Below are 15694 nucleotides of genomic sequence, written 5' to 3' on the forward strand. Positions count from 1 at the left end.
CCTCACATAAATGCAAGAAACAGTAACACGCCCATGAAAAGAAGTGAGATAGAATTAAGTATAATACCTAGATGCGGGAAGAACCTGAAAATATCTCTCTCCATTCTGGACATTATTCCCAGTACAAGCCCCACTATCGCATATATTATGCAGATTAAAACAGCCACCGCAAACCTGGCCTGCGCCTGACCGCCGTTTTTAAACGACAGAACCACCGCATAGATGATCGTCACCAGACTGATAAGACCAAGCGCCGATGAAAAGACGCCCTTCTCCGGATGCTTTTTATCCGTGAAAACATAGCGGTCCCTTCGTCTGACCGGAAGCTTTAATCTAAACTTTTTCCTTTTCCTTGACTCCTCCATAAATATCATCAGCCAAACTTAACGTCAGCTGCTCCGTACTCCTTATAATACTCATCGATAGCCTTTTTGATATCCTTTGTAAGAATAACTTCTCCGTCTATCGGTTTGTTGTAGAGGCACTCAACAACCTCCTGCATTGTAACAATGGCGTTTGCCTCAAAGCCATAGCGCTCACGAATCTCGGAAAGAGCGCTCATATCAGAATCCTGACCCTTCTCCTGACGGTTAAGTGAAACCATGAGTCCAACAATATCGGCATCAGCCTGCTCGCGGATGATCGGAACTGTCTCCTCGATGGATTTTCCTGAAGTAGTAACATCCTCGATAATAAGAACTCTGTCACCGTCGCGAAGCTTGGTTCCAAGAAGGATACCCTTATCGCCGTGGTCCTTGATCTCCTTGCGGTTTGAACAGTATCTGATCTCTCTTCCGTATAATTCACTGATAGCTACACAGGTAACAACTGCAAGGGGTATTCCCTTGTATGCAGGTCCGAAAAGAACATCAAATTCAAGACCATAGGTGTCGTGAATAGCTCTTGCATAATATTCACCGAGCTTTCTGAGCTGAGAGCCTGTAACATAAGCACCGGCATTCATGAAAAATGGTGATTTACGTCCGCTCTTAAGTGTAAACTCTCCAAATTTAAGGACATTACTGTCCACCATAAAGTTGATAAATTCTTCCTTGTAGCTTTCCATTTTTAACAAAACTCCTTTGAAAAATTCTTTTATAAACAATCAAAATTATAACATAAATAACTGTCAGCAAATATGTATTATAGGTATCAGCCTAGTGCACTCTTAATGTCTTCCTGCATGTCGATAACCGCAAGTCTTGCAGCATCGCCAAGGAACTCCTTGGAGGGATCACCGTACTTTTCATTCTTCCAGGCTGCGATAATGCCTCTTGAGGAATTGACTATTGCGCCAAGACCGTCCTTATCAAAGAAATGTACAAGATCAGAGCCTTTTCCGCCCTGTGCACCATAGCCAGGCACAAGGATGAATGCGTGAGGCATAACATCTCTGAGGACCTTACCCATCTCGGGATATGTAGCACCTACAACAGCACCTACATTGCTGTAATCACCATCCATGGACTCCTGTCCCCATTTCTCAACCAGAGCACCAACTGTCTCATAGAGAGGCTTGCCGTCGCAGCTCTTATCCTGCAACTCACCGCTGCTGGGATTGGAGGTTTTAACAAGTACAAATATACCCTTATCAAATTCATTACAAACGTTTATAAAAGGCTTTACACCGTCTGAGCCAAGGTAAGGATTAACTGTTGCAAAATCTGCATCAAAGCCCTTTACAAGGGTATCGCCAACCTTAGAAGCACCAAGGTGTGCAAGGGCATAAGATTCAGATGTCGAGCCTATATCGCCTCTCTTTACATCGGCGATTACAAGAAGGCCCTTTTCATGACAGTAATCAATGGTCTTCTGATAAGCCACAAGCCCGGGAATTCCATACTGCTCATACATGGCAATCTGCGGTTTTACTGCAGGTACAAGATCGCAGATATGGTCAACTATTTCCTTGTTGAACGCAAAGAAGCTCTCTGCTACTGCTTCCGCAGTGTTACCATGCTCTGCTACTGCCTTCTCCAGAATTCTCTTCGGAATAAAGTCTGTCTTGGGATCAAGGCCCACAACAATAGGTGCCTGGGTCCTCTTGATGGCATCTGCAAGTCTTTTTATCATACGTGTTCTCCTCCAAATATATAATTAAAGTAAGTCTTTATCATGCATAGGGGCCGAAGAAAAATTCGTCTATTGCATGAATCAGCTTTGCCTTAGGCATCGTTTTCAAAAGATACTTCTCAGGTCTAAGGGCAGCAACTGTAATAACGCTTTCCTTGTCGCTCTTAGATGTCAGGAACATAACAGGAAGCTCCTTCATATTATCATCCATCCTGATCTGCTTTAAAACCTCAGGTCCATCCATCTGAGGCATCATATAATCCAAAAGTACGAGATCAACCTTGTTGTTCTGAAGAAAAGTAAGGGCTATCTTACCTGAGCTTGCCATGTAAACTCTGTACTTCACCGAGAGCCAGGTTCTGATCATTCTGAGCATGGTGCCGTCATCATCAACAACCAGAATTTTCTTTTTCTGATCATCGCCCATTTTATTGCTCTCAACAGCCATATCAAGATCCTCTGCCAGCATCTTGACATCTATGGGTCTTTGATATGTCTCAGTCACCTTTATCTTGGATAAAAATTTTTCCGCATAGGAAAGCTCATCGTTATTTCCTACTTCATAAAGGAAGAAATGCTCCCTGTCTATGGCTTCATCCAGATATTTAAGCGCAGATAATCCGCTCATTTCCGCATCATCAAAATTAAGATCTCCAAGATATAAAACATAGAGCGGAGGTTTATCCTCTACACTGTCAATTGCTGCTGCCGTAAACTCACATTGAATAACCTCATAGTTTTCATTCTGTAAGCCTCTTGCTATGGCATTAACCATAAAGCTTTTCGGTGATCCAATAAGAAGTACTCTTTTTACCATATCTGCACCTTCTTTTCCTGCAAACATCTTTTTTACAATAGCTTCAACAGACCATCTCTGTCAACAGCAGAGAGAAGTCTTTTAATCTCTTTATAGGTAGCTTTGAAGTCATCAGGCATCCGATAGTCATCCATCATAGAGACCACATCATCCGCACTGTCAAAATAGTTTCCTTCAACGAACTCTTTAAGACTCCTGAGGGCTCCCTTCAATTCTTCAGGCTCGATGAGAGGCTTCTTTTGCTCCTCTTCATCATTTTCTCCTGCCTCCGCAAGGGGCTTTAAGAACTCACGATAGGCTTTAAATTGCACTAAGAGCTCCGGCGTTCGTTTGTTTATCTCATCGATATCCTTGTCATTTCCGCACTGCTCAAGATATGCAGCCAGATTGGAAAGGTCTGTTGCGCCTATAACTCTGGCGCTGCTCTTTAGTCCATGAACAAAGGTTGTGTAGTTTTCAAAATCCTCATTCTGCCATGCATCCTCGATAGCACTTGCCTTCGCATCGATGGAAAGAGCAAAGTCCGTGGCAACCTCCATTAGTGCCGAAGGACCTCCGCAGTTGGATGAGCCGGTATCAAAATCGATTCCTTTAAGCTTGGTCATGATACCGATTGCTTCCAAATCCTCGCAGCTGATACCGTCTCCGGCAAGGTTATCCTCAAACCCATCATCTCCCGGCCTTATTATGATATCCTCCGGAAGATTTTTCATTATCGTATCTTCAAGTCTTGCTGAATCTATGGGCTTTGGCAGATATCCTGCGAAGCCTTCCTTAAGGTACATCTCTCTTGCACCGCTTATTACGTTGGCGGTAAGAGCATATACAGGAACATCCTTATTAAGGTTCTCTTCCATCTCCTGCATTGCATGGAGCGTCTCTATACCATCCATCTTCGGCATCCTGTGATCCATGAAAATGATATGATATCTGTTTTCACAAACCTTTTCCAATGCCTCATAGCCGCTCTCTGCAAGATCAACTTTCACCTTTGTGGGCTTAAGAAGTCCCTTTATGACAGTGAGATTTGCAAGGGTATCATCCACAACCAATATCCTTGCCTCCGGTGCTCTGAAGCTCTCCCTGTAGGTTTCCTGTCCCATTAGGGTTTCTTCATAGGTGGCTGCGAAATCTCCGATTGGATTCCAGTTAAGTACCTTTTGCTTAACACTAAAGGAGAATTCGCTTCCGACACCGTACTGGCTGCTTACAAGAAGTCTTGAATTCATAAGAGCAAGCAGCTTTTTAACGATATTCATTCCAAGGCCGGTGCCCTCGATAGTCCTGTTTTTACTCTCCTCGATTCTCTCAAAGGGAGCAAACAGCTTCTCCATATCCTCTTTTTTAATACCGATTCCGGTATCCTTAACTCTGATCCTGAGAGAGATGGTATCATCATCAATCTTTCTGTGATCAACGGTAAAGGTAATGCTTCCTGTCTCCGTATATTTAATGGCATTGGTGAGAAGGTTCATGGCGCACTGCTTAATACGAAGCTCATCACCCATAAGAATCAACGGAAGATCTGTTGAAATATTCGTCTTTAATTCAAGGTTCTTACCTTCCATACGAACCTTTGTCGTATTTATCAGATCATTTACAAGAGAGCTGAGATCGTATTCAACAGGGATAATCTCTGTCTTACCTGCTTCAATCCTGGAAAAATCAAGGATATCATTTACAAGACCAAGTAGTAGTTTTCCGGAGTTGTTAACATTCGAAGCGTACTTCGTTATCTCAGGATCTTTACTCTCCCTTAGTATCATCTCATTGAAGCCCAGCATGGCGTTTATGGGAGTTCTGATCTCATGAGACATGTTTGAAAGGAAAATGGTTTTCGCCTCATTGGCCATCTGCTGCGCTCTCAGCTCATCAGCCAGAGTTCTCTGGGCTTGTATCATTTTCACATACTGTACCATGGTTTCCGCCGTTTTAACGAAGGTCCGGTACATGTACTCAATCTCATCACCTGTAGTAATGTTAAGCCCTCGCAGTCTGTCAAGGTTATCATCCAGCTTGGAGGCCCCAAACTCATAGAATGCCCCGACAGAATCCGCCACTCTTTGTATCGGCTGCGCTATCCTGACCTGCGCATACTGGTTCGCAATTACACTCATAGGGATAATTACAATAAGTATCAACATGATCAGCTTTGTATCAAATATCAGCGTCTGCTCATTAAACCAAAATACCTCATTGTTTTGATTTCTTGCTGTCTCAATTTCACTGACGCGCTGCTCAAGGATAATGACATTGCTTACTTCACTAAAGTTAATACCCTCAATAATTGCCGTAACCTCAGGGCTTTCCGTTCCATTTACGGTTCCCTGCATGCCCGGAATAAGGGTATTTGCATATACAGCAGCACAAATTCCAAGCACGATTGCCTGTATACCAATGGTTGCGGAAACAGCCATACTCAGCTTTGAGCTTCGAATATCCGCAATTTTCTTAGATAAAGGATCAGCATCTGTTCTGTAAAAAATACCACAGAAAAACAATCCCCTTATCTTATTTGGAGCCATTCCAAAGATGATATATACAATAGAAACCGCAACAAAGGCTTCCGGAAGCTCATTTAGGAAATAATAAATGCTTCTGGTTGGGAAAAACTCGGCAAAGCCACGGCCTGCCAATATTCCAAGAACACCTCCCCATACACTGCCATAAAGCAACATATAGACAAAAATCATTATCAAAGCTTTGCGCTTTTTTGAAAACAATCCGACCATGGAACAATAATGAGTTATTGCTCCGCCCACTATATAGATAGCCGTGGTAAAAGCAAGTTCCTTATTAATGATTGTCTTGGCGATAAAAAGAATAATGCATGATGCAATAGAAGGTATAACGCCTTCAAGAGCCGACAGCACAATAATTGGCGAAAACTTAAAAAGATACACAGCAAAATACTGAAACGTTGTCATATCCTCGCCATTATCTATATGAACATTATTTTTTATGGTGATGATCGTACAGAGCGTCAGCATTACCAAAAAGATAAAATGCCTTATGATGCTCTCTTTCTTTTTATCAGACATTTTCCGAGCTTCCTCTTAGCTGTTAACCTTCCTCATACTTTTGCGCCAGACCGTTACCATGATTTTTTGCATTACAAAGTGCAGTATCGGCCTTCCTGTACAGATCGTGATAGCCTCTTCCCTGATCGGGATGAATCACATAGCCGCAGGAAACAGTGAATGGAATAAGGTCGTTGTGGAACCTGACTTCAAAGACATTGCCACTGAATCTGTCTATTCTGTTTTTCAGATCACTCTCATCCACATCCTCTACAAATATCAGGAATTCATCCTGATCGATGTGACATACAATTCCGTCCCTTCCAAAAATGTCATCCAGTCTTGCCGCTATTCTTCTAAGCACCTCATCGCCTGCAAGATGCCCGTATCTGTCATTGATTTCCCTGAAGGAATCCACATCCATCATTATCATGGCAGCCCTGCCCTTCTGATGTCTGTAGAGTCTGTTTCTTATGAGCGGAACCGCAGTATGTCTGTTATAAAGTCCTGTGAGAGTATCTCTCTCAGCCATCTGTCTGACCAGTTCCTTGGATTTCCTATACTCATCAATATCAAAAGAAAGGAAGTATGCAACCAGCTTCCCATCCTCTTCTACTATCTCATAGGTGGTATGGGTCCACCTGGGCTCAACCTTAACGCTAGCTATTCTGTGAAACTCTATGTTATCACTATTAATCCCGCTATGATATGCGAGAATGAGTCTGTCTCTGTTAAAAAAGGTTGAAACGTCGCCCTTTTCCTCCTGAATAACCGTATCCCTTACTATCTCTTCGATCATGGCTTCATAGGAATCATCGGATCTGTATCTCTTATCAAGAATCTTCCTCTGCTTACTGAGATGCAGATTCATAAGCTTATCATTAGAAAGATCCGCAACTATGAAAAACGAATACTTCTGAAACTGTGAATAGGAATTGTATTCTAAAAGCGAAGCAAAGCCTCTTGCAGCAAGCTTGGTATACATTTCGGAATTTGACATATAAAGCTCTTCGGCAATGCCCGCCTGCTTTTCTTCGATACTCTCTTCACTGTCATCCTCAAGAAGGATTGTATTGTTTTCACTTAACAGATCCTCAAACCTTGTCTCCTGTTTACATGCAAAAACCTTCTCCCCGGACTCATCAAGATAATCGAGTATTTCCTCTTTACTCATGGGTCTTCCAAAGAAATAGCCCTGAGCCTTCTCACAGCCTACGCGCTTTAAAAACTCCCAGGTTTCAAGAGTTTCAACGCCCTCTGCCAGAGTCTGTATGCCGATTTCCTCAGCCATATTTATTATGTTTTCCCAAATAGCTGTTTCTCTTGGTTTTGATGCGAAATCCTGAAGGAATTTCATGTCGAATTTAAGGACATCAAATTCGTAGTCCTTAAGCAGATTGAATGAAGAATATCCGCTACCAAAATCATCCATCCATACCTGATATCCGCCATGTCTGAATTTATCCATGGTGCCCTTAAGAATGCCTGATTCATCCTCAAGAGCACTCTCTGTAATCTCAACATGAATAAGACTTCTTGGAATATCATTACTTGTAACCGCGTCGTTTACAACGCGGTACATATCTCTCTGATGGAAATCCGAGCGGGAAAAATTAACCGAAACAGGATAAGGCTTATAGCCCTGATCCGTAAACTCCCTGAGATCTTCGCAGACCTGTCTGACCACAAAGGCATCAAGCTTGTAGATAAGATGTGCGTCCTCAAGAACAGGAATAAAGACACTGGGCATAAGAAAGCCATGCTCAGGATCAATCCACCTGGCAAGAGCTTCAAAGCCGCACACTTTGCCGCTTATTACTCTTACAATGGGCTGATAATAGACCTTGATATATCCCTTTAAAACTGCCTCATTAATATTATGAATGATGTAGTTTGCCAGATTTATTCTATTGCCTATCTCTTTATCATAAACACGGACGATGGCGTCATAGCTGTTTTTTATACTGTTGCAGGCCATCCTTGCTTTATCGCAGGCGATACTTACATCGGCGTCATCATATTCCAGCTCGTAGACTCCTGCCCTCATCTGTATGTCCGCATCAGGATTATAGCCCTTTACTCTTCTGTAGACGTCATTGATCCTGGCCTCTACGGAATTGCCATAGGCAAGGGCAACAAAGTGATCGTCCGAAAATCTGGCTACAAGGAGCTCCGGAAAAATCTTCCTGATGCTCTTTGCCATGTTCTGTAAAAAGCGATCCCCGGCCTCAAAACCAAACTTTGCATTATATGCTTTGAAATTCTCCACATCAAAATAAATGATAACAGGATCCTTTTTTCTAAGTTCGGGATCATCTATCATTTTCTGTGCTTTATCTCTGAATGAATACAGATTTGACAACCCTGTCAATTGATCTATTTCTTCGTTCCTAAGCATAATTCCCTCAATTAGCAGATACTACCTCAGGTGCATAGTATGTGTTGTGATAGTTGATTATCACGGGAGCTTCCCTGAATTTTTCATCTCCCACATAGCACCTGTCCCTTTCCTCATCAAGAGCAAAAGTTCTGCCATCTATATCATTTTTATTTATATTTTCTATAGCCTCGGTTAGCGTTTCATTAACGCCACACAAATAAATATTCATCGAAATTCCCCTTATTATCTGTAATTGTATAATACACTAAAAATCGCAGAGCATATAACCCCTGCGCGTGATTTAATTGTTTTTTAAGACTCTTTAACTAATACTTTACAAATACTTCCCATCCCGGATGAATAAAGAAGCCTTGGCACCCGTCGGCTTGTGAAAGAAAGCTCCGGCTCCGGTCCATGGGTCAGGCAGGTCTTTTACCTTCCTCTGCCGAAATTCCAAAATCCTCCTCTTGTCATATGTGTGATTTTGCAACATGTCTGAGTACATTTCCGTTAGATAGCATAGCCCCATGCAGTCATTTCTTGTCTCGTTATCCTCGTGAGATTTTTCTAATGCCCATGTATCCTTTGTTTTCGCGCGCACAAAGGATACATGGGCATAAGAATAATCATCACTCAGCTATAAAGACAAGAAATGACTGCATGGGGCTTTTGCTATCTTACGGAAATGTATGAGTTATGCAAAATCGCACATGTTCTTGACAAGAGGAGGATTTTGGAATGTTCTGAGGCACGGAAGGTAAAAGACCTGCCTGACCCTCTGACCGGAGCCGGAGCTCTTTCAAAAAGCCGACGGGTGCCAAGGCTTCTTTATTCATCCGGGATGGGAAGTATTAATACTTTACAATATTTTCAAAATGCACTAAATTAGTAAGGTCGCATGCAAAAAGGCAGGTCTTACTAAGCGTTCTTTTTGCTATGAACATCAATCAGGAAAGAAGGTTCACTATGGCTGTACTTGATAGATTTACAAAGGATCCGTTATTTAAAAAGAAATTCACGGTTATGTCGATTGGAGTTTTCCTTATGGGATTTTTCCTCTCCTTCCTCATAAAGGTTGACCTGGGAACCGATCCCTGCACCTTTATGAACGTAACCCTTTCAAACAGGCTCGGTATCGGACTTGGTACCTGGCAGTTAGGACTAAATCTGGTTCTCTTTATTCTTGTAATCCTGTATGCAAGAAACCTTATCGGTCCCGGAACTGTTGCCAACATGGTTTTTATCGGCTACATAGCTGAGTTCTTCGGGTGGCTTTGGAAAAAAAATCTGCCCGAATATCTTTTTACCACATGGCCCTACAGAGCATTGGTATTTGCATTTGCCCTTCTCTGTTTCGTAATCGCAGCTTCCTTTTACATGAATGCTGACATGGGTGTTGCTCCCTATGACGCTATCCCTGTTATCATCAGTGAAAGACTGCTAAAAAAAATCCCATTCAAATATGTTCGAATGGGATTTGATGGATCTGTTACAGTTATTGCTCTGTTATTCGGTGGCAAGGCCAGAATCGCCACCGTCCTGATGGTCTTCCTCCTGGGCCCCACCATCAGCATCGTCGGCAGATTCCTCGGAAAGCACGTCTTCAAGTTCGGAACTGTCTAAAGCAGCTTCCTCATTTTGTGCATCCTCAGCTTCGGAACTGTCTGATTCAGATTCTGTATCGGCAGCTGTCTTCTCTGACACTTCAGTCTGTACTGTTTCGTCAGTGGTCTCAGCTGCTTCTTTATTTTCTGTACTCTCTACAGCAGCCTCTTCTTTTTTCTTAGTCTCATCCTCTGATTTTTCCATAAGGTCCTCAGATTTAATGAGTCTTATATCATCAGCTGTAGGTGACTCGATCTCCGCAATTCTTCTTGCCTGATTCGTTACTATCTCTTCAAAGAGATTTCTTACCTCTCTGGCATTTGCGAAGTTCTCTGTTCTCTCAAGCTTTCTTGCAGTGATCATCTCGCGGATATGCTTTTGTGTATCCTCTTCTACCTCATACTCGTACTTTTTACAGTTCATGTTGAAAATTGCTTCAAGCTCATCAACTGAATAGTCCGGGAATTCAATGTACTTATTGAATCTGGACTTGAGGCCCGGATTACTGTTTATGAATTTCTCCATGGGTGCTGTGTAACCTGCAACGATAACTACCAGATCATCTCTGTGATCCTCCATGGCTTTAAGTATTGTATCAATGGCTTCCTGTCCGAAGGCATCATTTTCCTGAGAAAGAGAATATGCTTCATCAATGAAAAGAACGCCGCCAAGGGCTTCATTTATCTTTTCCTGAGTCTTAAGGGCAGTCTGTCCAACATAGCCTGCAACAAGTCCAGATCTGTCAACCTCCACCAGCTGTCCCTTGGAAAGAACACCTATCTGCTTATAGATTCTGGAAATGATTCTGGCAACAGTTGTCTTACCTGTTCCGGGATTACCTGTGAAAACAAGGTGAAGTGAGACAGGAACAGACTTCATTCCCTCATCTTTTCTCAGCTTCTGAACCTTGGCAAAATCAGTAAGCTCCTTTACGTCATGCTTGATTGAAGCAAGACCGATAAGAGCATTTAAATCATCCATGGGGTCTGTTTCAGGCTCCGCCGGCTTTTGCTCTGCAGGAGCAGAGTTTGCCATCTGCACCTGTGCTTCTCCGTTCTGAGGTGCCTGGCCGCCCTGAGGCGTCAAAACACCCGTGTCATTTCCTTCAGTTATGTTCTTCGTAAAATGAGTTGAATTAAACAGCGCTCTTGCTTCTCTCAAGGCTTCATCAGCGTCCTGAATATGCCTTTTCTCACCTGCAAGAATATCCTGATTTTTATCCGTTACCTTATCCGGCGCTGATTTACCTGCATCTCCAAAGGATAACACCGAGCCGTTATCATCAGAGCTGTCCTTTTCATTTTTAAAATCCTTCTCAACGCGCTCTATGATTTCCTTCTCCTTATTTGGATCATCAAATACCGGCGGCTTGCCGTCTCCGCCTGATCCGGGTCCAAAAAAGTCATTATAAATGTTCCCCAACAAATCCTGATTCATGTAATTCCCCTTTTACCTTTAATATAGCCTCAGGCACCAATGTACCTGAGGCTTAGATTTTCATATTATATTTTGCGAGATAAGCTCATCTGACATTGAGTACACACATCAATCATACCAGTATGATACGTCGCAGCACTCGCGGCCACCTGTCTTAACACCATATCCCGGTGCTGATGAAGTATACTGCCAAAGAAGCTTTGATCCGGCATAGTCGCAGGATGAAGCATACTGTGCAACCCATACATTATAAGGGAGACTGCCCATATCAACCATGTTATAAAGCCACCATTTTGAGCCATATACACCTGCTTCAAGACCTCTTCCCTGAAGCTGTGAGCAAGCGCCTCCAACGGCTGCTGTTCTTGCGGACTGTGATAATCCGTCGCTTCTTCCGTCATGATTGCCGTTACTATACTCAGTATCAATAAACACAGGGAAGCAGAGATTCATTCCGCCCACTCTGTTTGCTATCCAGTCAGCTTCCTCACGACCCTCTGCTTCAGATACTGCAGTCGTGTAGAAATATACCGCATAAGGTATTCCATACTGCTGTGCATTATACACGTTGCTTGCAAAGCTGCTGTCCTGAACTATGGCACCTGAGCCGTAGCCTCTGTATCCAATTCGAATGATTACCGCATCGGCATTCTCTCTGAGCTTTGACCAGTCTGAGACAACGTTGTGACTGGAAATATCCACAACCTTACCTGTGTTATAGGTAGGTCTTCCGCCGGTTCCACCCTCGCTTTCAAAGCCTCTGCTGGGATTACTGGGATCAACAACCTTTATCTTGCAGGATGCCTTTTTACCATTTGATCCTGCAGTACAGGTGATGTATGCAAGTCCATACCCCACAATCTTGACATTACCATAAGCATCTACCTTGGCAACATTTGAATCGGTTGATTTCCAACAAATGGGAATATCTCCTGTGTTCTTAGTAGAATACTTTATCGTAGCGTTGAGCTTGAAGGTTTTTCCTGTCTTCTTAAAATTCTTCTCCTTGGCATTTAACTTAATGCTCTTAACCTTAACGTTTTTAAGGACATTAAGATGGAGAATGAACCGTTCACTGTCTGCTTTATTGGTGATAGTGATATCACACTTACCGTTCTTAAGTGTTGTAACCTTACCGTTCTTATCTACCTTGGCAATCTTCTTGTTAGAAGACTTATATTTGAAGTTCTTACTGTTCTTGGTAGTAGCTACCAGCTTTCCATACCTTGTGGTGGAAATGACAAACTGCATTCCCTTCATGACCTTAATGGTCTCATTTTGTATCTCCGGCTCAAAAAACTCTGTAGACGCACCGTAAGCTGTGCTTGTAGGATCACCGAATCCGTTATCAGTGGATACGCCGCTTGAGGCTGCATCCGGAGTAATTGCTGCTGATGAGGATGCGGCTGATGAAGCATCCGGTGTCGGCAAAACTGCATTTTTCTCAAAGGTGATCTTTTTAGTGTAAAGATCTTTATAAGACAGCTTGGTGGCTGCATTAACACTTACTCCCGGCATTGCACCAAAAATAAGTGAAGCCGCCATAAGGCCGGCCAGTATTCTTTTCTTTAATTTCATGGAATTACCCCCGAATCTAAACAAAACTTTAATGCATTCTATATTGTATCACAAAGCACGTATAAATGGGCTGCTTTTCGTTTATTCTTTCTAAAGTTTTTAGAATTTGTCGCACTTTTGGGAATAAAAAATGGGGCTGTCGCTTTAGATGATTAAATCATCTGGGCGAGGCTCGTTTTTCTCCTCATAATTCTCTCCTTTTATAAACTGATATCTTACGTTCAGATAATAATATTATAAACGATAGACTGTTTGCTTTCAGTTCCGCAGAGCCTATAAAACGCGTGTTATCATAATATTTTATAAAGGAATGATTAACTTTTTGGGTAGTCTGATTTTGTTGTTGGAGTGTGTGAATTCACGGTATAATGATTACAGGAAATCCTGATTTTTATATGGATATCTTGTTCATGCAGATTCTGTTCATCGAAAATGAAAGAGAGGAATTGTTATGAAGGGCAGACAGACGATTGTAATCAACAAGACAATGACACTTGAAGATGTGCTTAAGTTCATGGAGGAGCACTGGGACAGGGAGAACATGTCCGAGTTTGGAACCAGGAGAAAGAGCAGCGGAGAACTCGAGTATGTCGTGCTTCCGGCTACGGAGAACTGGGATATTATCATCTACCCCAAGGCAGCAGGAGGTCTTTTCAATAAAGAGAACAAGCTTGTCCTGTCAGCAGCCAGATCTTTACACGCCATCGATCCGTCAAAAGTTAATTACGCCAGATTTTTCAGGGATAAGGACACCTTTGACAGGATCAAGGACTCAAAAGAGGCCATCGATCTCAACAAAGAGATGATGGGCCCCTGCGAGGATGCACTCCAGGAATACACCGGGTTTATGAAAAAGCTTCTGGAAGAAGCAGGGTATCTTAAATAAAACAGGGTGACGATAAGGAGACAAAGGTGACAAAGGGGCTGTCGCTTTAGATGATTAAATCATCTGGTGCGACAGCCCCATTCTGATTTCATTGTATAGAACCTAGCTAAGTAATTAAGGTCAGAACTTACCAGCCTTTGCAGCTTCCTCGATGGAAACGGCTGTAGAAACAGTCATACCAACCATCGGGTTGTTACCAGCGCCGATAAGACCCATCATCTCAACGTGAGCGGGAACTGAAGAAGAACCTGCAAACTGAGCGTCTGAGTGCATACGACCCATAGTATCTGTCATACCGTAGGAAGCAGGACCTGCTGCCATGTTATCGGGATGAAGTGTACGTCCGGTACCACCGCCTGAAGCAACTGAGAAGTACTTCTTACCAGCCTCAGTACGCTCCTTCTTATAAGTACCTGCAACGGGATGCTGGAATCTTGTAGGATTGGTTGAGTTACCTGTGATAGATACGTCAACATTCTCCTTCCACATGATAGCAACACCTTCCTGTACATCGTTAGCGCCGTAGCAGTTAACCTTTGCACGAGGTGAATTTGCATCCTTTGAATAGCACTTTCTGAATACTTCCTCTACCTCACCTGTGAAGTAGTTGTACTTTGTCTCTACATAAGTAAAGCCGTTGATACGGGAAATAATCTGTGCTGCGTCTTTTCCAAGACCGTTAAGGATAACGCGAAGAGGCTTTGTACGAACCTTGTTAGCCTTCTCTGCGATACCGATAGCACCCTCAGCTGCTGCGAATGACTCGTGACCAGCAAGGAATGCGAAGCACTCTGTGTCCTCTTCAAGAAGCATCTTACCAAGGTTACCATGGCCGATACCTACCTTACGGCGGTCAGCAACAGAACCGGGGATGCAGAAAGCCTGAAGGCCGATACCGATAGCTGCAGCAGCCTCGGAAGCCTTGCGGCAACCCTTCTTGATTGCGATAGCAGCACCTACTGTGTAAGCCCACTTAGCATTCTCAAAGCAGATAGGCTGAATGCCTTCGATGAGGCTGTAAACATCAATGCCTGCTGCCATTGTAATATCTTTACATTCTTCGATGGAAGAGATTCCATACTCCTTAAGGCAAGCCAGGATCTGGGGCTCTCTTCTTTCATATGATTCAAATAAAGCCATTATTTTTTCCTCCTTACCTATATCACTGTTTTCTGGGATCAATGAATCTAGCTGCATCAGCAACACGACCATACTGACCCTTAGCCTTCTCTAAAGCTGTATTAGCATCGTCGCCAGCCTTGATGAAGTCCATCATCTTTCCGAAGTTAACATACTTATATCCGATGATCTCGTCGTTCTCATCAAGAGCAAGGTCAGTGATGTAACCATCTGTAAGCTCAAGATAACGAGGTCCCTTATCAAGTGTTCCGTAAGTTGTACCGATCATTGTACGTGTACCCTTACCAAGGTCCTCAAGACCTGCACCGATCTGAAGTCCATCCTCTGAGAATGCAGACTGTGTTCTACCATATACAATCTGAAGGAACAGCTCTCTCATAGCTGTGTTGATAGCATCACACACAAGGTCTGTGTTGAGTGCTTCAAGAAGTGTAAGACCGGGAAGAATTTCAGCTGCCATAGCTGCTGAGTGAGTCATACCGGAGCATCCAAGTGTCTCTACGAGAGCTTCCTGGATGATACCATCCTTAACATTAAGGGAAAGCTTGCAAGCACCCTGCTGAGGAGCACACCAGCCTACACCATGTGTATAACCGGAAATGTCCTTAATCTCTTTGGACTGAACCCATTTAGCTTCTTCAGGAATGGGAGCAGCACCATGATGTACCCCTTGTGTTACGGGACACATATTTTTTACCTCTGTTGAGTAAATCATAAGTACCTCCTTATTGTTAGTGTTTACTATAGAATGATAAGTT

13 protein-coding genes are annotated in these 15694 nt (G+C 43.0%); 2 read left to right on the top strand and 11 right to left on the bottom strand.

Annotation, left to right across the window (positions count from 1 at the left end; all coding sequences use genetic code 11):
- Positions 1 to 2 precede the first annotated feature (2 nt).
- The 7 genes from G608_RS0104760 to G608_RS0104790 form a co-directional block, all read right to left on the bottom strand.
- Entirely contained in the window at positions 3 to 365 is a 363-nt protein-coding gene (locus tag G608_RS0104760; protein ID WP_026495081.1) for a DUF6142 family protein, read from the bottom strand.
- Positions 366 to 373: 8 nt separating this feature from the next.
- A complete protein-coding gene (gene pyrE, locus G608_RS0104765) occupies positions 374 to 1066 on the bottom strand; it encodes an orotate phosphoribosyltransferase (RefSeq protein WP_026495082.1) in 693 nt (230 codons plus the stop codon).
- Between the two features lie 86 nt (positions 1067 to 1152).
- Positions 1153 to 2073, bottom strand: a complete 921-nt coding sequence (pyrF, locus tag G608_RS0104770) for an orotidine-5'-phosphate decarboxylase (RefSeq protein WP_026495083.1) — start codon at positions 2071 to 2073, stop codon at positions 1153 to 1155.
- 40 nt (positions 2074 to 2113) lie between these two features.
- A complete protein-coding gene (locus G608_RS0104775; RefSeq protein WP_026495084.1) occupies positions 2114 to 2890 on the bottom strand; it encodes a response regulator in 777 nt (258 codons plus the stop codon).
- 32 nt (positions 2891 to 2922) lie between these two features.
- On the bottom strand, positions 2923 to 5931 hold the full coding sequence (locus G608_RS19880; protein WP_051208837.1) for an ATP-binding protein: 3009 nt from the start codon (positions 5929 to 5931) through the stop codon (positions 2923 to 2925).
- Positions 5932 to 5953: 22 nt separating this feature from the next.
- Positions 5954 to 8308 carry an EAL domain-containing protein gene (locus G608_RS22210; protein WP_051208839.1) on the bottom strand — a complete coding sequence of 785 codons (2355 nt, stop codon included), beginning with the start codon at positions 8306 to 8308 and terminating at the stop codon, positions 5954 to 5956.
- 7 nt (positions 8309 to 8315) lie between these two features.
- Complete coding sequence (locus G608_RS0104790; protein ID WP_026495085.1) at positions 8316 to 8519, bottom strand: hypothetical protein; 204 nt, start codon at positions 8517 to 8519, stop codon at positions 8316 to 8318.
- Between the two features lie 707 nt (positions 8520 to 9226).
- On the opposite strand from G608_RS0104790, the gene G608_RS23140 reads away from it, so the two are divergent.
- Positions 9227 to 9913 (top strand): hypothetical protein, encoded by a 687-nt coding sequence (locus tag G608_RS23140; protein ID WP_207637678.1) that lies wholly within the window; start codon positions 9227 to 9229, stop codon positions 9911 to 9913.
- Here the strand turns inward: G608_RS23140 and G608_RS19890 are convergent.
- Positions 9797 to 11332 carry an AAA family ATPase gene (locus tag G608_RS19890; RefSeq protein ID WP_242829336.1) on the bottom strand — a complete coding sequence of 512 codons (1536 nt, stop codon included), beginning with the start codon at positions 11330 to 11332 and terminating at the stop codon, positions 9797 to 9799. The two genes, G608_RS23140 and G608_RS19890, sit on opposite strands and share 117 nt — an antisense overlap.
- A 108-nt stretch (positions 11333 to 11440) precedes the next feature.
- Positions 11441 to 12910 (bottom strand): GH25 family lysozyme, encoded by a 1470-nt coding sequence (locus tag G608_RS0104810; RefSeq protein WP_026495088.1) that lies wholly within the window; start codon positions 12908 to 12910, stop codon positions 11441 to 11443.
- A gap of 451 nt (positions 12911 to 13361) precedes the next feature.
- Here G608_RS0104810 and G608_RS0104820 point away from each other — a divergent pair, with 451 nt between their 5' ends.
- Positions 13362 to 13796, top strand: a complete 435-nt coding sequence (locus tag G608_RS0104820) for a hypothetical protein (protein ID WP_026495089.1) — start codon at positions 13362 to 13364, stop codon at positions 13794 to 13796.
- 120 nt (positions 13797 to 13916) lie between these two features.
- Here the strand turns inward: G608_RS0104820 and G608_RS0104825 are convergent, their stop codons facing one another.
- Both G608_RS0104825 and G608_RS0104830 read right to left on the bottom strand, forming a co-directional pair.
- The gene (locus G608_RS0104825; protein ID WP_026495090.1) at positions 13917 to 14936 is read right to left on the bottom strand and encodes a GGGtGRT protein; all 1020 of its coding nucleotides are present in this window, start codon (positions 14934 to 14936) and stop codon (positions 13917 to 13919) included.
- A gap of 22 nt (positions 14937 to 14958) precedes the next feature.
- The gene (locus G608_RS0104830) at positions 14959 to 15651 is read right to left on the bottom strand and encodes an iron-sulfur cluster assembly scaffold protein (RefSeq protein WP_026495091.1); all 693 of its coding nucleotides are present in this window, start codon (positions 15649 to 15651) and stop codon (positions 14959 to 14961) included.
- Positions 15652 to 15694: the final 43 nt, after the last annotated feature.

The sequence above is a fragment of the Butyrivibrio sp. WCD3002 genome (assembly GCF_000424265.1).
In the GTDB taxonomy this organism is placed as follows: Bacteria; Bacillota; Clostridia; order Lachnospirales; family Lachnospiraceae; genus Butyrivibrio.

What these genes read in the sequence shown, in the direction of transcription:
- G608_RS0104760 (WP_026495081.1), bottom strand. Translation starts at nt 365, where the DNA reads ATGGAGGAGTCAAGGAAAAGGAAAAAGTTTAGATTAAAGCTTCCGGTC.
- pyrE (WP_026495082.1), bottom strand. Translation starts at nt 1,066, where the DNA reads ATGGAAAGCTACAAGGAAGAATTTATCAACTTTATGGTGGACAGTAAT.
- pyrF (WP_026495083.1), bottom strand. Translation starts at nt 2,073, where the DNA reads ATGATAAAAAGACTTGCAGATGCCATCAAGAGGACCCAGGCACCTATT.
- G608_RS0104775 (WP_026495084.1), bottom strand. Translation starts at nt 2,890, where the DNA reads ATGGTAAAAAGAGTACTTCTTATTGGATCACCGAAAAGCTTTATGGTT.
- G608_RS19880 (WP_051208837.1), bottom strand. Translation starts at nt 5,931, where the DNA reads ATGTCTGATAAAAAGAAAGAGAGCATCATAAGGCATTTTATCTTTTTG.
- G608_RS22210 (WP_051208839.1), bottom strand. Translation starts at nt 8,308, where the DNA reads ATGCTTAGGAACGAAGAAATAGATCAATTGACAGGGTTGTCAAATCTG.
- G608_RS0104790 (WP_026495085.1), bottom strand. Translation starts at nt 8,519, where the DNA reads ATGAATATTTATTTGTGTGGCGTTAATGAAACGCTAACCGAGGCTATA.
- G608_RS23140 (WP_207637678.1), top strand. Translation starts at nt 9,227, where the DNA reads ATGAACATCAATCAGGAAAGAAGGTTCACTATGGCTGTACTTGATAGA.
- G608_RS19890 (WP_242829336.1), bottom strand. Translation starts at nt 11,332, where the DNA reads ATGAATCAGGATTTGTTGGGGAACATTTATAATGACTTTTTTGGACCC.
- G608_RS0104810 (WP_026495088.1), bottom strand. Translation starts at nt 12,910, where the DNA reads ATGAAATTAAAGAAAAGAATACTGGCCGGCCTTATGGCGGCTTCACTT.
- G608_RS0104820 (WP_026495089.1), top strand. Translation starts at nt 13,362, where the DNA reads ATGAAGGGCAGACAGACGATTGTAATCAACAAGACAATGACACTTGAA.
- G608_RS0104825 (WP_026495090.1), bottom strand. Translation starts at nt 14,936, where the DNA reads ATGGCTTTATTTGAATCATATGAAAGAAGAGAGCCCCAGATCCTGGCT.
- G608_RS0104830 (WP_026495091.1), bottom strand. Translation starts at nt 15,651, where the DNA reads ATGATTTACTCAACAGAGGTAAAAAATATGTGTCCCGTAACACAAGGG.